Origin of the sequence: Terribacillus sp. JSM ZJ617 (assembly GCF_044383785.1) — a bacterium.
Taxonomy (GTDB): domain Bacteria; phylum Bacillota; class Bacilli; order Bacillales; family Amphibacillaceae; genus Terribacillus.
Window position 1 is genome coordinate 503,417 of sequence record NZ_JBISEQ010000002.1, and the last position, 15,259, is coordinate 518,675.

Below are 15,259 nucleotides of genomic sequence, written 5' to 3' on the forward strand. Positions count from 1 at the left end.
TTTATACCTATCAATACCGCTCACAGAGCGATATCAACGCTTATAATATACGACTTAGCGTCATAATTCAACACAAAACGCCAGAAAACCTTAAATTTATCGCATTTCAGCATGATTTTTTGACAAAAAAATAAAGCGGCTCATTTGCCGCTCATAGAATGATCGCTATCAATCCGCCCGATCCTTCGTTAATGATTCTTTCCAATGTTTCTTTCAATTTATATCTGGCATTTTCCGGCATCAAGCTGATTTTGCCTTGAATTCCTTCTCTTACAATGCTGTTGAGGGAACGGCCGAAGATGTCTGAATCCCAGATGGAAAGCGGGTCTTCCTCGAAGTCCTGCATCAAATATCGAACCAGCTCTTCGCTCTGCTTCTCTGTTCCGATAATCGGTGCAAATTCGGAATGGACATCTACTTTGATCATATGGATACTCGGTGCAACAGCCTTCAGCCGAACTCCGAAACGAGAGCCTTGACGGATGATTTCAGGTTCATCCAAAGCCATATCCTGAAGACTAGGTGCTGCGATACCATAGCCTGTCTGTTTTACCATATGCAGCGCATCGGATACTTGATCATACTCACGTTTCGCATGGGAGAAATCCTGCATCAGCTGCAGCAGGTGATCCTTTCCGCGAATTTCTTCCCCGACAATTTCCTTCAGCACTTGATCGTACAAAGCATCCGGAGCATGTAAATCTATTTCTGCTACTCCTTCGCCCAGTTCCATTCCAGCAAGATTTGCTCTTTCGATATAATCATATTCATCAAAGTACCCCACAACACGATCAACATCACGAAGCCGTTTGATATCCTTGACTGTTTCCTGGATGGCTACTTGATAATTGGAACGGAGCCAGTGGTCTTCCTTCAGCACCATCACCCAGCTCGGCAAATTGACGTTCACTTCCAGGACCGGGAATTCATACAGCGACTCCCGAAGCACATTATATACATCATGTTCCGTCATGCTTTCTACACTCATCGCGAGTACTGGGATATCATATTTTTCACTCAATTCCTGGCGGAGCAGCTCGGTGTTTTGGTTATGCGGAGTTACCGAATTGATCACCATGATGAACGGCTTGCCAACTTCCTTCAGCTCAGATACGACTCGCTCTTCCGGCTCCACATAATCAGTTCGCGGAATTTCGCCGATCGAACCGTCTGTCGTCACAACGACACCAATGGTGCTATGCTCCTGAATCACTTTGCGGGTTCCGATCTCGGCAGCATCATGGAATGGGATAGGCTCCTCATACCATGGCGTGTTGATCATGCGCGGCCCATTTTCATCTTCAAACCCTTTTGCACCTGCCACTGTATATCCTACACAATCGACGACCCGGACACTTACTTCCAGACCTTCGTCCACTTGAAGGGAGACAGCGTTGTTCGGAACGAATTTCGGTTCTGTCGTCATGATCGTCCGACCAGCTGCGCTTTGCGGCAGTTCATCTTGGGCTCGGGCCCGCTCTGCTTCATCCTCCATGTTAGGCAGGACAACCAATTCCATGAACTTCTTGATAAAAGTCGATTTCCCTGTTCGGACAGCCCCTACCACCCCAAGGTAGATATCGCCGTTTGTCCGTTTCGAGATATCTTTAAAAATATCTACTCTTTCCAAAAGATCCCCTCCCGATCTACTTTCGATGCATGGACAGTCTTAGCTACATACACTAGCAGTTTATGATGTTGTCCTATCCAAATATGCTAGAAATAATGGATTCCTTGCCTGCTGGCATCAAAGGGCGGTTTTGCAGGAAAGGACGAACAGCATATTGCCCTCTGCGGATAATCTATGCGCTGCAGTCGGGGATCATACCAATAAAAAAAGAAGAAGCAGACGCTTCTTCTTGAAATAGACTAAATTATACCCAAGGCAACCTAGAAAAATATGCTGGTGCGAGTTAGTTTATGCGTAAAGGGCAAGGAATGGTAAGTTGTTCTGCCCAATTGCCGCTGTTAGTTTTTGAATAATTTGCTTAGCGTGTTCATATCAGTCGGCATATTGTTACCGATGATGGCTTTGACGATTTTATCTTCTTTCGCCTGTGTAAGCGGCTTGCCTGCCATTGCAGCCAATTGCTTCACTAAACCACGCACTGTTGCTTCGTCTTGGAAATTCGCACTTTTAACAGAGTTGGCTACCTTGTAGATATCATCAGCCTTCACATTCGATTTTTTCTGAATCTGATCAATCAAGTTCTTTTGAAAGTCTGCCACGTTCATTCCTCCTTGCAGATTAGCTACGAAACAGTATATGCAAGGAGAGAAAAAATGTTAGCGGGCATTCAATACATCTTGAAGATCATCCATTTCATGTTTTGGCAAACGTGTCATAAGCTGATCAACAATGTCCTTGGCTTTTGCACCATGGAAGAGGACTTGATTGATTCCCTGGGTGATTGGCATATCGACACCAGCCTTGTCAGCAAGCTCAGCCACAGCTTCGGTCGTTCGGACACCTTCTACAGCCATACCCATTTGGGCGAGCGCTTCATCCAATGTCATACCTTTACCGAGCATATTACCAGTGCGCCAGTTACGGCTATGGACACTCGTACAAGTCACAATGAGATCCCCCATACCGGATAAGCCAATGAATGTGAGAGGATTTGCTCCTAGCTTTGTTCCAAGGCGGGCAATTTCTGCGAGACCCCTTGTGATCAATGCTGCTTTCGCATTATCCCCATAACCCAGGCCATCGGAAATACCTGCTCCAAGGGCAATGATATTCTTCAAGGAACCGCCAAGTTCCACGCCGACCATGTCCGTGATGGTGTAAACGCGGAAGTATTCATTCATGAACAGCTCTTGGACCTTCTTCGCTTCTTCCATTTCGACAGAAGAGGCACTTAGCGTCGTCGGCTGTCTTTTCGCTACTTCCTCTGCATGGCTTGGACCTGACAAGACAACGACTGGACGATGTGTGACATGCTTCAGTTCTTCTTCGATCATCTGGGAGACGCGTTTACTAGTTTTTGGTTCAATTCCCTTCGTAGCATGCGCAATAACGGCTTCGGCAGGAATGTGTCCCGCAAGCTTCGCAGCCACCTCGCGCGTTGCTTTTGCAGGTACGACGAGGATCACAGCAGCTGCATCATGTACAGCCTCTTCTATATCTGCATAAGCAGTAATAGCCTCAGGAAGTGTCACTCCAGGCAGGTATTTCTCATTCTGGCGCTTCTCGTTAATTTCAGCAACCTGATTCGGATTATGAGACCAAAGTCTCACATCATGTCCATTGTCCGCCAAAACCATGGCAAGGGCGGTTCCCCAGCTGCCGGCACCGAGTACTGCTGCTATCTGTTGTGTCATAAAAATCCTCCTCGTCCCTGTTTATGATCTTCTTCTAGGGAAAATCTTTATTGGTGTACCAGTGAATCCGAATGCTTCTCTGATTCTATTCTCAAGGAATCGAACATAAGAGAAGTGCATCAGTTCCGGATCATTGACGAATACAGCAAACGCTGGCGGCTTGACTGCCACTTGCGTAGCATAAAGCACTTTCAGACGCTGGCCTTTGTATGTCGGAGCTGGATTCATTGCCAAGGCATCCATGATAACGTCGTTCAGAACATTTGTCTGAATACGTTTCGCATGATTTTCACTTGCTGTCAGAATTGCAGGCAATAGTGTATGGATCCGTTTTTTCGTCTTAGCAGACAAGAAGACGATTGGTGCATAATCCAAGTAAAGGAAATGCGCGCGAATTTCGTCTGTGAATTCCTTCATCTTCTTCTCATCGGATTCAACAGTATCCCATTTATTGACGACGATAACGATTGCTTTACCAGCATCATGCGCATATCCGGCAATTTTCTTATCTTGTTCGATGATGCCCTCTTCTGCATTAATAAGCACGAGGACGACATCGGATCGCTCAATCGCTTTCAATGCACGAAGGATACTGTATCGTTCAGTTGTCTCATATACTTTTCCGCGTTTACGCATACCAGCGGTATCGATGATGACAAAGTCTTGTCCTTCTCTTGTGAAGGATGAATCGACTGCATCACGCGTCGTTCCAGCAACGTCACTTACAATTACACGTTCTTGATTAAGCAGTGCATTCACTAGGGACGATTTTCCGACATTCGGTCTGCCGATCAAGCTGAAATGAATCGTTTCTTCATCTTCCTGCATCTCGGCACGCTCAGGGAAATGCTGGACAGTTGCGTCAAGCAAATCACCCAGCCCTAAACCATGTGTACCAGAGATTGGGAATGGCTCGCCAAAGCCAAGGCTGTAAAACTCATAAATCTGATCTCGCATTTCCGGGTTGTCCACTTTATTGACAGCCAGTACAACAGGCTTATTGGAACGGAATAGAATCTTCGCTACTTCTTCATCCGCGCCCGTGATACCCTCGCGCCCGTTCACCATGAAAATGATGACATCCGCTTCTGCAATGGCAAGTTCTGCCTGCTCACGGATTTCCACTAGAAATGGTGCATCTCCGATTTCGATACCGCCGGTGTCAATTATGTTAAACGGCTGGTTCAGCCATTCTGCTTCCGTATAGATTCTGTCACGTGTCACACCAGGTGTATCTTCCACAATGGAGATCCTTTCCCCGGCCAGACGGTTGAATATTGTTGATTTTCCTACGTTTGGTCTGCCTACAATGGCAACTACTGATTTCCTCATGAAAGGAACATCCTTTCCTACTTTCCTTTATGTGCTGGTTCTTCTGTTGCAACCTAACTGTTTTATTCTAGCAAAAGCGTCATAGGGAAACAATATTTTTCGACATCATGTTCGTCCGGGAGTCCATTTCGACTTATTTCGCAGATACTTTCTCAGCATACCAAGCAGTTTTGTTGAGATTATTAGAAGCAGTATCGTTCCCAGTACATCCATTGCTTTAAAGCTGCCAGCATCTTGCTGCAGACCATAAATATCCAATAGCAACAGATAAATGACTTCCCCGATAGCAAAACCCAAGCAGCTAATGCCAAGCTGTAAATGGAAATTCCGAGTCAGATAGATGACAAGGGCAAATAATGTCAATGAAAACAAAAGGATACGCGGAATAAGCAGTGCGACGGGATTTGTCAGTTCCCAAAGCAGCATTCCCGCATAAGCAATTCCTAAACAAATGCTCCCAAATGTCCCCCTTCCAACTCGCTTACTGGAAAAAATGAATAGGTAGCCAATGACAGCAAGCAGAAAAACGGTAGCAAAAATTCGATGTCCAGCAAAATTAACGGAAAAACCAGATAATGAAATGGTAAGCAATATAGCGAATGCAAAAAGTGTCCGAGCCAATGAATGACGCATGAAAAAGGTTACCAAGATCCAGCTGATCCATGTAGCCCAATAAAAGTAAAACCCGTCCATTTTTCACTCCTCCTTGTATCAGCATTATGACAAGTGAGGAGAAAAACTATACACGGATCACAAAAAAAGACCAAGGCTGTCCTTTTGGGACAGCCTTGGTCTTTTAAGATTATTGCTTGTACTTATTCAATTTGTCACCGAGAATATCTCCAAGCTGGAAGCCGGAATGCTCTTCTTCTTTTTCGTATTCCTTGATGACAGCATCGTTTTCATCTTGTTCTAATTCCTTGATGCTCAAGCTCATGCGTTTTTCGCTTTCGTTGACATCAAGAACTTTCACTTGCACTGTTTGACCTGGCTCAAGCACTTCCTGCGGCGTACCGATATGACGGTTAGCAATTTGGGAAATGTGGACAAGGCCTTCAACACCTGGGAATACTTCAACAAATGCACCGAAGCTTACCAAGCGCTTCACTTCGCCTTCCAGTACATCCCCTGCTTGTGCTCGATCACTGATGTTCTCCCAAGGTCCTGGGAGTGTCTCTTTCAGGGATAGGCTGATGCGCTCGTTTTCTTTGTCGACACCAAGCACTTTGACTTTGATTTCTTGACCTTCTGTCACGACATCAGATGCCTTTTCCACATGCTCATGAGAAAGCTGGGAAATGTGTACGAGCCCGTCAATTCCGCCGCCAATGCTGACGAAGACACCAAAGTCAGTCAAACGCTGTACTGTACCGTCAATTACTTGGCCAGCTTCTAGGCTGTCAAGCACTTCCTGTTTCTTGGAAGCTTCCTCTTCCTCGGCTACCGCACGGTGAGAAAGGATGACACGGTTCTGTTCGCGGTCCAGCTCGACCACTTTCAGCGTAAGCGGTTTTCCTTTGTACCCTTCAAACTCTTCCACAAAATATGTTTCCACGAGGGAAGCAGGGATGAATCCGCGAAGGCCGACATCTACAACAAGACCGCCTTTGACGACTTCCTTGACTTCAGCTTCGAAGACTTCTCCGGATTCGAATTTCGCTTCCAGGTCATCCCATGCAAGCTCAGCAGTGACTGCACGCTTGGATAGAACGACTTCTTCGTCATCTACTTTTTTCACTTTAAGTGTCAACTCTTCACCTTCACTCACTGCATCAGCAGCACGCTCAACATGAAGACTGGATAATTCGCTGATTGGCAGGATACCTTCCACTTTGTAGCCAATGTCTACCAAAGCTTGTTTATCTTCCACTTTCACCACTTTACCGGTTACAGTATCGCCTACAGACAATTCCTTGAAATCCGTAGCTTGCTCATTCATTTCATCCATCAAAGAGACCTCCTTCAGTTTACGAGACAAAACATTAGTAAAAAAACATAGAAATGTCCTTTTTTCTAACTTCTAACATTTGAAGATATTTGTCAAGTGATAGGGCATCTATCCGACATGCTTATTCATTAGAAGTTGTATTTCATCCATGATCACCTGTGATACTTCTTTAGCCGGCGCTTTACGCTCTCTCAGCTCTTCCATATCAATTGGCGGTCCATAGATTACTTTCAATGCTTTTACCCCTTTATAGGAGCCAATAATCGCACAAGGTACAACTTTCGCTTCCGAGCGCATGGCAAAGAAACCTATTCCAGGAAGGGGCTCCCCGAGTTTACCGTCCTTACTTCTAGTTCCTTCTGGGAACAAACCCATCGTCTTGCCTTCGGCTAATATGTCCAATCCTACACGAAGTGCCCCACGATCCTGCATGCCCCGCTTCACTGGAAAAACATTTAAGTTCTTCATGAGCCAGCCAAGCGGCTTAGGCTTGAAAAGCTCACTTTTTCCCATGAAGGCGATGTCACGCGGACAGGTAATACCTAGTATTGGCGGATCGAAATTGGAGATATGATTGGAACAGACCAAAACAGGTCCTTCTTTAGGAACATGTTCCTTGCCATATACTTTTATACGAAACATCGGGTAAAATGCAGCACTAAGGATCATCTTACCTATGGTATATAATGACATAATCCCTACTCCTTATCTTCCGAGAGCCTCGTGTACGGCTTTAAGGATTTTTTCTACAACACCATCGATCGATAGTGCAGTTGTATCGATTTCAACAGCGTCTTCGGCTTTGACTAATGGAGATGCTTCCCTTTCAGAATCGAGCTTGTCACGGAGACGAATTTCCTCTTTCAGCTGTTCCAGATCTGCCTCGAATCCTTTGGCGATATTTTCTTTATAACGGCGCTCTGCACGTTCCTCTACAGAAGCTATCATGAAAATCTTCACTTCAGCATCCGGAAGGACTCGAGTCCCAATATCACGGCCATCCATGACAATACCATTATCGGCTGCAAGTTTCTGCTGTCGTCTCACCATTTCTTCGCGTACAAGCGGATGCTTAGCGACAATGGAAACATTATTTGTCACTTCATTCGTGCGGATTGCTTCGGTTACATCTTTACTGTTTACAAGTACTTTTTGACCGTCTTCATGCTGCATTAAAACAATGTCAATTCCTTGCAGCAAGGATAGTAAGGCTTCCTCTGATTCCAAGTCAGCTCCAGCCTCAAGTGCAGTCAGTGTAAGTGCTCGGTACATGGCACCAGTATCCACATATACAAATTGCAATTTCTTAGCGACTAATTTGGATACCGTACTTTTGCCTGCAGCTGCAGGTCCATCAATTGCGATAGCGATAGTTTTCGTCATTCAATTCAATCCTTTTTCTCATCATAATCGGAAATAAAACCTAATAAAGCATAACACAGGAAAGCGGCTTGGTCTATTTGAAGTCTACCTGATTCGGACCCCTTTTTTCCGCTGTTCCCGCTGACGCTCAAAGCAGAAACGGATGATTGCTTGTCTGTCCCGTTCCTGGATTTCATCGAACTGAATGCTGGCGATTATTTTGCCGGATTTCTCATTACGGACGATTCGAATGATATTTCCTGAGGCTGTCAGAAAAGCAGGACCCTCTTTCTGCAGGGAGTAGGCAATATACAGCGTTACGCTCATCCTCTCCTTGAATCCATGTTTCTCAGGCAGCAGCAAAGACAGCCCCCCTCCGCTTATATCAAGTGTAATGGATGAAATCGGGGGTACACCAGCTTCGTTGCTGTGAAGAGCCACATCCGTACTCGTCATAATTCGCACATATTGGCGTCGCTGAATCTTCCGGATAGCATCTTCCTTCGGCATTGATAGTTTCAATGCCGGAACTTTCAGCATTTCTCTGCCCATTATTGATGTTCCGAATGTAAATGCATTCTCGTCTTCTGTCACATATAATGCTCTAAAAGCAGTACCGACTGGAAAAATATCTGTCCGTTTTGTCTGTTCGTTTACCGGATAATCGATATAAATCGCATTTTCTGCCAAATCGATTACTTTGGCCCGATATCGCAGCCATTCGTCCCGATTTAATGTATCTGTTTTCTCTAATACTAAAGTACTACCGATTTTCAGCAAGCACCTCGCCTCTTCCCTTGAATCGTTCTTTCTTCCTATTATTACAAATATATTCAAAAAGGGGAAGGCTGTTTGCCATTCCCCTTTACGTACTTTGCAGAAAACGTGCTTCTGTTGTTGTTTGTTTCTCGATTTCTTCTTCTTTTCCTGTATCGGCATTTACATAAATTCGGTAAGTTTCGTCATTTCTAGTACCCATTATTTCATAGACGAGTGTTTCTTCATGGGTATCGTTCTCGATCAAAGCAAGATGCGTCTCCTGTACCTGAACATTTTGATTCAGTTTTTCTGCTGCTTGGTCTTCTGTAAGCTTTGGTTCCTGTAAATCACGCTTATGGTGATTCATAAAATAGTCACGGGCATTATAGCCTAGTATATCTCCATTATCGAGAGCTACTTTCACTTGGACTATATCTGCATAAATACGAACGTCGTTTTGGACAGGTACAAAGAAGAAGATACCGACAGAATCATACTGGCTGCTCTGCACCATTTCCATATCCGCCAGTTTCTGCTCTTCCAAGAAGTCCTGTGCCTTTTGCTGGGCATCGTGCAATCCCAGTTTCGGCTCCTCCCGATCACGCTGCATCATTAGTGTAAGAATGTGACCGCCTTTTTGACTGATATCTGCATAGCCGCTTTCACCATCCTTTTGATAGGAGAGACTATATAGAGGTACATCAGATCCTTTACCTGATTTTCCGCCTTCTATGCCGCTTATCGTATTCAAATCAAAAGCTTTTGCAGCAACTGTCTTTGCTTGTTTTTGATTGATTCGTTCACCGGTCACACCTTCAAATTTATGCTCTTCATTGGAGGCTGGCAATGCACCGTTATTGAAATCTTTTTCGTCTGAAAATCCTCCTGAGGTATCATCTACATTTTTAAAGCTTGAAATGATGGTATTATCTGAATGATCTGGTTCATCATCCGATAACGCAAGCTCCACATCAGTCCAGTGCAGGTTATCTCCCAAAACTGTATTTTGGACATTCCGCAGCTCATCTTTAATTTGCCCCGCATTATCATGCAGCTTCTCCAAGCGCTCCATTTCTTCTTCAGACAATGGTTCCTTGTCCAAATCCCGGACAGCTGTTTTGTACGTAAAATCTCCAATGTTCGTTAAAAATTTCTCAGTTTTTTCAAACGGTAATAGTGCTAATGGAAGCTGGCCGACGTCTGTATGTGCTTCAGATGATAAACGCCAGATTTCCGCTAATTGTGGGGAAAGGGAATCTCTGGAGTTCATTGCCAGTGTCGCTCCGATCTTATCGTGCAGAGTATCAATCCGATACGTCAGCTCGTGGAAAGAACGCTGATAATTATTCTCTGCTTGCATCTTGATATCATTCTTTTCCTGGCGTTCATTATAGCCCCAAAAAGCTGTTCCTGTGAGTGCCAAAGCCAGAACGCCGATAATAACCCATTTGTACATCCTTCGCTCTCCTTTCTACATACAGAAAATGTGTTCACCGATCGTTTTAATCTGAGGTCTGCCCCAAATCCATGGCGAAGTTGCCGTGTTTGGGTTGAAGTAATAAATGGCTCCTCCGGAAGGATCCCAGCCGTTTATTGCATCCAATACTGCTTGTTCTGCTGTTTCATCAGGTGTCAGCCATATTTGGCCATCTGCAACAGCTGTGAAAGCTCTCGGTTCAAAAATGACACCAGAGATGGTGTTGGGGAAAGAAGGATCTTCCACCCTGTTCAGAATGACTGCTGCTACTGCTACTTGCCCAACATACGGTTCTCCTCGCGCTTCTCCATGGACAGCATTAGCCATAAGTTTAATATCATTCTGAGAATACCCATTTGGAACATTGACTGCAGACGTAGATGGAGCATCAGCATTAGCATTGTTACCGCCTCCGCCTCCATTACCACGCTTCTTCACCTGATTTTCCTGCGGTGTTCCACCATAATAAGTGAATGTATTACCTTCTTGAATCTGACGCATAACGAAGGCTTTGTCGTACTTCGTCATGGAAACTAGCTTGTCTTTCGCCTGCTGGCCTGCAACACCGTCAATCTCCATTCCGAATTCATATTGAAAATTACGAAGTGCCCAGTACGTGCTCCACCCGAAAACACCATCAATTGTTTTATTGTAGTATCCTGCATATTGTAAGCGAGCTTGCAGTTCCACTACGTCGTCACCTGTGGCTCCATGCTGGATCACCTGATCGGAAAAGGCTTTAGTCTCTACAGGTGCCGATAGGATTGCGCCTATCAATATCAGACCGGCACATAACAATTTGCATAGCCGAAACTTTTTACTTTCCATCTGTCTTTTTCCTCCAACCTAACTATGATCTGATACTGATAGCTTTCTTCTCGTGTGCACATATTATGCAACAAAAAAAGAGCCAGGCAGATTCACTGCCTGACTCTTTTATTTCGTTGTATGTATCTGTTCAATAGGATGCTGAATTGCTGATCGCACTTTACGAAGTCCGATTATCCAAAGGATGATCATGAAGGGAACCAGTACGTAAATCCAGTTGAATGTAACAATCAGTAAAATATAATCGTACAATCCGTGCAGCAAAAACGGGATCAGCATCGCTCCGAAAATACGCAAACGGGGATGATAACTTCCGAATTTAGCTCTTCCGAGATAATATCCCATCAGCACTCCAAAAAGAGCATGGGAAGAAACCGGGAAGAGCGCCCGAGTGAAAGCATAGTCTACTCCATGCGCAAATAAGTAGAGTACATTCTCCACCGTAGCAAAGCCCAAGCTGATACTGACACCATAAATGATCCCATCATATACCGAATCCATCTCAGTGTGCCGGAAAGCTGTGTACAGGAAGATGAACCATTTGAAGAACTCTTCCATGAATCCGACAGTGAAAAATGAATAAACAATCGGATGCGTGCTTAATCCTTCAGCTTTCATCGCATATTGGATGAACATGATAGGAAAAACAAGCAGAGCGCCATATAGGAAAGTCCGCAGTACCATGCTGAGCGGCTCGGGCTCCAGACGATCCTTCAAATAGAAGAAGGTGAGAAGCGCGAGGGCTGGCGCAATAGCTGCGGAAAGGATGGTAAGCATGATAGCACCTCTTCCAACTAACAATCTTCCCTTATCGTACCATGTGGTCTATTTTTTTGGAATATGTTACTGGAAAGAAACAGGAAATAATTCCTGCGGTCTATATAAGCCTATCGGTCTGATACGATGCCAAAGCAACAGCAAGCTCGATACGGGCTTTCTTACTATCTTGATCCTTCCCTAACAGAACACCAGCCTTATACAGATCATAGGCACTTCCCTCATAATCATAAGTCGTATAAACATTACCTTCTTCAGAAGCAGTCGTCAGAATGATTTTTATACCATCCTGTAAGGCTTGAAGGATTTCTTCTTTCATTTTTGGAGCTACTTGTCCTCGCCCAACGCCCTCTAAGACAATGCCTTTCACCCCTGCTTCACGCGCTGCTTTAATAAATTTGCCGTCCGCCTGCAGATAGCACTTGATAATATCCACGTCAGGAAGCCTGCTTTTCAGCTGATACGTATTCCGTTTGACCGGTTTTTGATAGAGATACACTTTATCATTGTCAATAATACCTAAATAACCGAACCCGAAAGCATTGAAGCCTTGGATATTGGAGGCATGCTCTTTTTTAACATATTTTGCTGGGAAAATACGCTCATTGAAAACAACAACAGTCCCGCAATTCAACAATTGGTCATCAAAAGCTGTCAGAACAGCGTGGCGCAGGTTGATGAACACATCAGAACCAAGTTCGTGGATAGCACGCTGTGAACCTGTGACTACAACTGGACGGGCATCCGCTATGGTCAAATCAAGGAAATAAGCCGTTTCCTCCAGCGAATCTGTGCCATGTGTGACAACAACCCCTTGGACTTGCGGATCCTTTAGCTGCTGTTCGATTATTTCTTTTAATGACAGCAGGTCATCAAACGTAATGTGCATACTCGGTTTCTGAAGTGCACTTACCACTTTGACTTCGATATGATCCGGCAGATCAATCTGGCTGCGCAGTTCCTCACCCGTCATTTCACCGGATGCAAGTTTCCCGCTTTCTTCATTCGGAACACTGGCAATTGTGCCGCCAGTAGTGATCAATACAACTTTCCCTTTTTTCATCGATTTTCTTCCTTTCAGTTACGCGAAGCAATTGATTGGGCAATCTGTCCACCATGGAAACGTCCATTTTCAATGAATACTTCGTTGTTATTATTCCCAGCTGCGATTACTCCCGCAATGAAAATACCCGGTACGTTCGACTCCATCGTTTCCGGATCATAGTCAGGCTTTCCTGATCCTGGATGAATGGAGATACCCATGCTTTGCAGGAGCTTCAGGTCGGGCCGGTACCCAGTCATCGCAAAAACGAAATCAGCGTCGACCGATTGAGTCTTGCCTTCTGCTTCATAAATAACCTGTGTATCGGTGATCTCTTTAATATGTGCATTGAATCTATGGTCGATGTATCCATTACGAGCCAATGATTCGTATTCTGGCAGGATCCAAGGCTTTACACTTTTGGAATATGTACTGCCGCGATAGAGTGCAGTAATATTCGCTCCTGCTTTATGAAGTTCTAACACAGCATCGACGGCGGAATTTTTCCCGCCAATTACCGTCACATTTTTACCGAAATAAGGATGAGCTTCTTTAAAATAATGGAATACATGCGGCTGATTCTCACCAGGCACATTCATCAAGTAAGGCTGATCGTAGTATCCGGTTGCTACAATAACATAATCTGCTTTATAGTGTTTTTCTTCCTCCTTTATCGTCTTCGTAGTTAACGTAAAGTCATGAACACTTCCAGACACTTGTATCACTCGTTCGAAAGTATGTATACGCAAATTCTGCCGCTGAGCAACTGTTCGATAATAAGCCAGCGCCTGGTTCCTGACAGGTTTCTTCATTTCGGTAACAAATGCTATATCGCCTACCTCCAGCCGTTCACTGGAGCTGAAGAAGGTCTGGTGGGTAGGATAGTTATAAATCGAATTCACGACATTGCCTTTTTCGATAAGAAGCGGTTCGATACCAACTTTTTGCAGCTCAATTGCTGCGGATAATCCGCATGGACCGGCTCCTATAATGATTGCTTGTTCTTTATGCATTGTACTGCTCCTTTCTATCCCTCTTCCCGAGAAAAGAGAAAGCTCTTATCCTTTTTGCTTCAGGATAAGAGCATAATTTCCAATATGATTAGATCCAGCCTCTGAATCTGGATGCTTCCGCCATTTTCCGGACACCTACCATGTATGCAGCCAGCCGCATATCGACCCGTCTAGTTTGTGCAGTCTGGTATACATTTTGGAACCCTTTCAGCATCACTTTCTCTAATCTTTCTTCTACTTCCTGCTCCGTCCAATAAAAGCCCTGGTTGTTCTGCACCCATTCAAAATAGGAGACCGTCACACCGCCTGCCGATGCAAGCACATCCGGAACTATCAAGATACCGCGTTCTGTCAGGATCTTGGTCGCTTCAAACGTCGTCGGTCCATTTGCAGCTTCAATCACAATCTGAGCTTTAATTTTATGTGCATTATCTTTGGTGATTTGGTTTTCTACCGCAGCTGGTACAAGTATATCGCAATCAAGCTCCAATAATTCCTGGTTGGAAATTGTGGACTTGAACAAGTTGGTCACTGTTCCGAAGCTGTCCCTTCGATCAAGCAAATAGTCGATATCCAGGCCATCCGGGTCATGAAGCGCCCCGTAAGCATCTGAAATACCGATTACCTTCGCGCCAGCTTCGTGCATGAATTTAGCTAGGTAACTGCCAGCATTTCCAAAGCCTTGTATGACAACACGCGCTCCTTCGATTTTGATGCCTCGCTGCTTGGCAGCTTCCTTCAAGCAGATTGTCACGCCTTTAGCTGTAGCTGTTTCCCTGCCATGTGAACCTCCCAATACAATCGGCTTTCCGGTGATGAACCCTGGATTGTTGAATTCATCCATCCTGCTGTATTCGTCCATCATCCATGCCATTATCTGAGAGTTGGTCATCACATCCGGTGCTGGTATGTCTTTCGTCGGACCGACAATCTGACTGATTGCCCGTACATATCCACGGCTGACGCCTTCCAGCTCCCGAAAACTCATTTCACGGGGATCACAGATGATACCGCCTTTACCGCCTCCATAAGGTAAGTCGACGATACCCGCTTTCAGACTCATCCAAATGGACAATGCTTTTACTTCATTCTCGCTCACTTCCGGATGGAAACGAACGCCACCCTTGGTTGGACCAACTGCATCGTTATGCTGAGCCCTGTACCCTGTGAATATCTTCGTACTGCCATCGTCCATTCGAACTGGAATTCGGACTGTCATTAACCGCACTGGTTCTTTCAGTAATTCATAGACTTCCTCGGGATAGCCCAGTTTCTGCAAAGCCGTTTGTACGACCCTCTGTGTCGATTCTAATACGTCCCTATGCTTGTTGTTGGTAGATTCCGCAGCGTTGTCGGCCACTGTTCTGTACCTCCTAAATGTTTCCCCATCTTGTTTA

The 15,259-nt window shown here is 44.9% G+C and carries 15 protein-coding genes; all 15 read right to left on the reverse strand.

Going from position 1 to position 15,259, the window contains the following annotated elements:
- Nucleotides 1–151: 151 nt before the first annotated feature.
- Nucleotides 152–1,630 carry a stage IV sporulation protein A gene (spoIVA, locus tag ACH6C1_RS08745; protein ID WP_095217924.1) on the reverse strand — a complete coding sequence of 493 codons (1,479 nt, stop codon included), beginning with the start codon at nucleotides 1,628–1,630 and terminating at the stop codon, nucleotides 152–154.
- A 338-nt stretch (nucleotides 1,631–1,968) separates the two neighbouring features.
- Nucleotides 1,969–2,229, reverse strand: a complete 261-nt coding sequence (locus tag ACH6C1_RS08750) for a stage VI sporulation protein F (protein WP_095222654.1) — start codon at nucleotides 2,227–2,229, stop codon at nucleotides 1,969–1,971.
- 57 nt (nucleotides 2,230–2,286) lie between these two features.
- Nucleotides 2,287–3,324 carry an NAD(P)H-dependent glycerol-3-phosphate dehydrogenase gene (locus tag ACH6C1_RS08755; protein WP_374076397.1) on the reverse strand — a complete coding sequence of 346 codons (1,038 nt, stop codon included), beginning with the start codon at nucleotides 3,322–3,324 and terminating at the stop codon, nucleotides 2,287–2,289.
- Between the two features lie 21 nt (nucleotides 3,325–3,345).
- Nucleotides 3,346–4,656, reverse strand: coding sequence for a ribosome biogenesis GTPase Der (gene der / locus ACH6C1_RS08760; protein WP_095222652.1), 1,311 nt, complete (start codon nucleotides 4,654–4,656; stop codon nucleotides 3,346–3,348).
- A 105-nt stretch (nucleotides 4,657–4,761) separates the two neighbouring features.
- On the reverse strand, nucleotides 4,762–5,349 hold the full coding sequence (locus tag ACH6C1_RS08765; protein ID WP_374076399.1) for a YphA family membrane protein: 588 nt from the start codon (nucleotides 5,347–5,349) through the stop codon (nucleotides 4,762–4,764).
- A gap of 109 nt (nucleotides 5,350–5,458) precedes the next feature.
- Nucleotides 5,459–6,604, reverse strand: a complete 1,146-nt coding sequence (gene rpsA, locus ACH6C1_RS08770; RefSeq protein ID WP_095222650.1) for a 30S ribosomal protein S1 — start codon at nucleotides 6,602–6,604, stop codon at nucleotides 5,459–5,461.
- A gap of 108 nt (nucleotides 6,605–6,712) precedes the next feature.
- Nucleotides 6,713–7,297: a lysophospholipid acyltransferase family protein gene (locus ACH6C1_RS08775; RefSeq protein WP_095222649.1), complete on the reverse strand. Its 585-nt coding sequence runs from the start codon at nucleotides 7,295–7,297 to the stop codon at nucleotides 6,713–6,715.
- A gap of 12 nt (nucleotides 7,298–7,309) precedes the next feature.
- Nucleotides 7,310–7,987 carry a (d)CMP kinase gene (cmk, locus tag ACH6C1_RS08780; protein ID WP_095222648.1) on the reverse strand — a complete coding sequence of 226 codons (678 nt, stop codon included), beginning with the start codon at nucleotides 7,985–7,987 and terminating at the stop codon, nucleotides 7,310–7,312.
- An 84-nt stretch (nucleotides 7,988–8,071) separates the two neighbouring features.
- Nucleotides 8,072–8,746 (reverse strand): flagellar brake protein, encoded by a 675-nt coding sequence (locus ACH6C1_RS08785; RefSeq protein WP_374076402.1) that lies wholly within the window; start codon nucleotides 8,744–8,746, stop codon nucleotides 8,072–8,074.
- Nucleotides 8,747–8,831: 85 nt separating this feature from the next.
- Complete coding sequence (gene ypeB / locus ACH6C1_RS08790; protein ID WP_374076404.1) at nucleotides 8,832–10,181, reverse strand: germination protein YpeB; 1,350 nt, start codon at nucleotides 10,179–10,181, stop codon at nucleotides 8,832–8,834.
- A 15-nt stretch (nucleotides 10,182–10,196) separates the two neighbouring features.
- Nucleotides 10,197–11,030 (reverse strand): spore cortex-lytic enzyme, encoded by an 834-nt coding sequence (sleB, locus tag ACH6C1_RS08795; protein ID WP_374076406.1) that lies wholly within the window; start codon nucleotides 11,028–11,030, stop codon nucleotides 10,197–10,199.
- Between the two features lie 108 nt (nucleotides 11,031–11,138).
- Nucleotides 11,139–11,807, reverse strand: a complete 669-nt coding sequence (prsW, locus tag ACH6C1_RS08800) for a glutamic-type intramembrane protease PrsW (protein ID WP_366249844.1) — start codon at nucleotides 11,805–11,807, stop codon at nucleotides 11,139–11,141.
- Between the two features lie 100 nt (nucleotides 11,808–11,907).
- Nucleotides 11,908–12,870: an asparaginase gene (locus tag ACH6C1_RS08805; protein WP_374076408.1), complete on the reverse strand. Its 963-nt coding sequence runs from the start codon at nucleotides 12,868–12,870 to the stop codon at nucleotides 11,908–11,910.
- A 14-nt stretch (nucleotides 12,871–12,884) separates the two neighbouring features.
- Nucleotides 12,885–13,862: a YpdA family putative bacillithiol disulfide reductase gene (locus tag ACH6C1_RS08810; RefSeq protein ID WP_374076410.1), complete on the reverse strand. Its 978-nt coding sequence runs from the start codon at nucleotides 13,860–13,862 to the stop codon at nucleotides 12,885–12,887.
- A gap of 88 nt (nucleotides 13,863–13,950) precedes the next feature.
- On the reverse strand, nucleotides 13,951–15,222 hold the full coding sequence (locus ACH6C1_RS08815) for a Glu/Leu/Phe/Val family dehydrogenase (RefSeq protein ID WP_374076412.1): 1,272 nt from the start codon (nucleotides 15,220–15,222) through the stop codon (nucleotides 13,951–13,953).
- Between the last annotated feature and the right edge of the window lie 37 nt (nucleotides 15,223–15,259).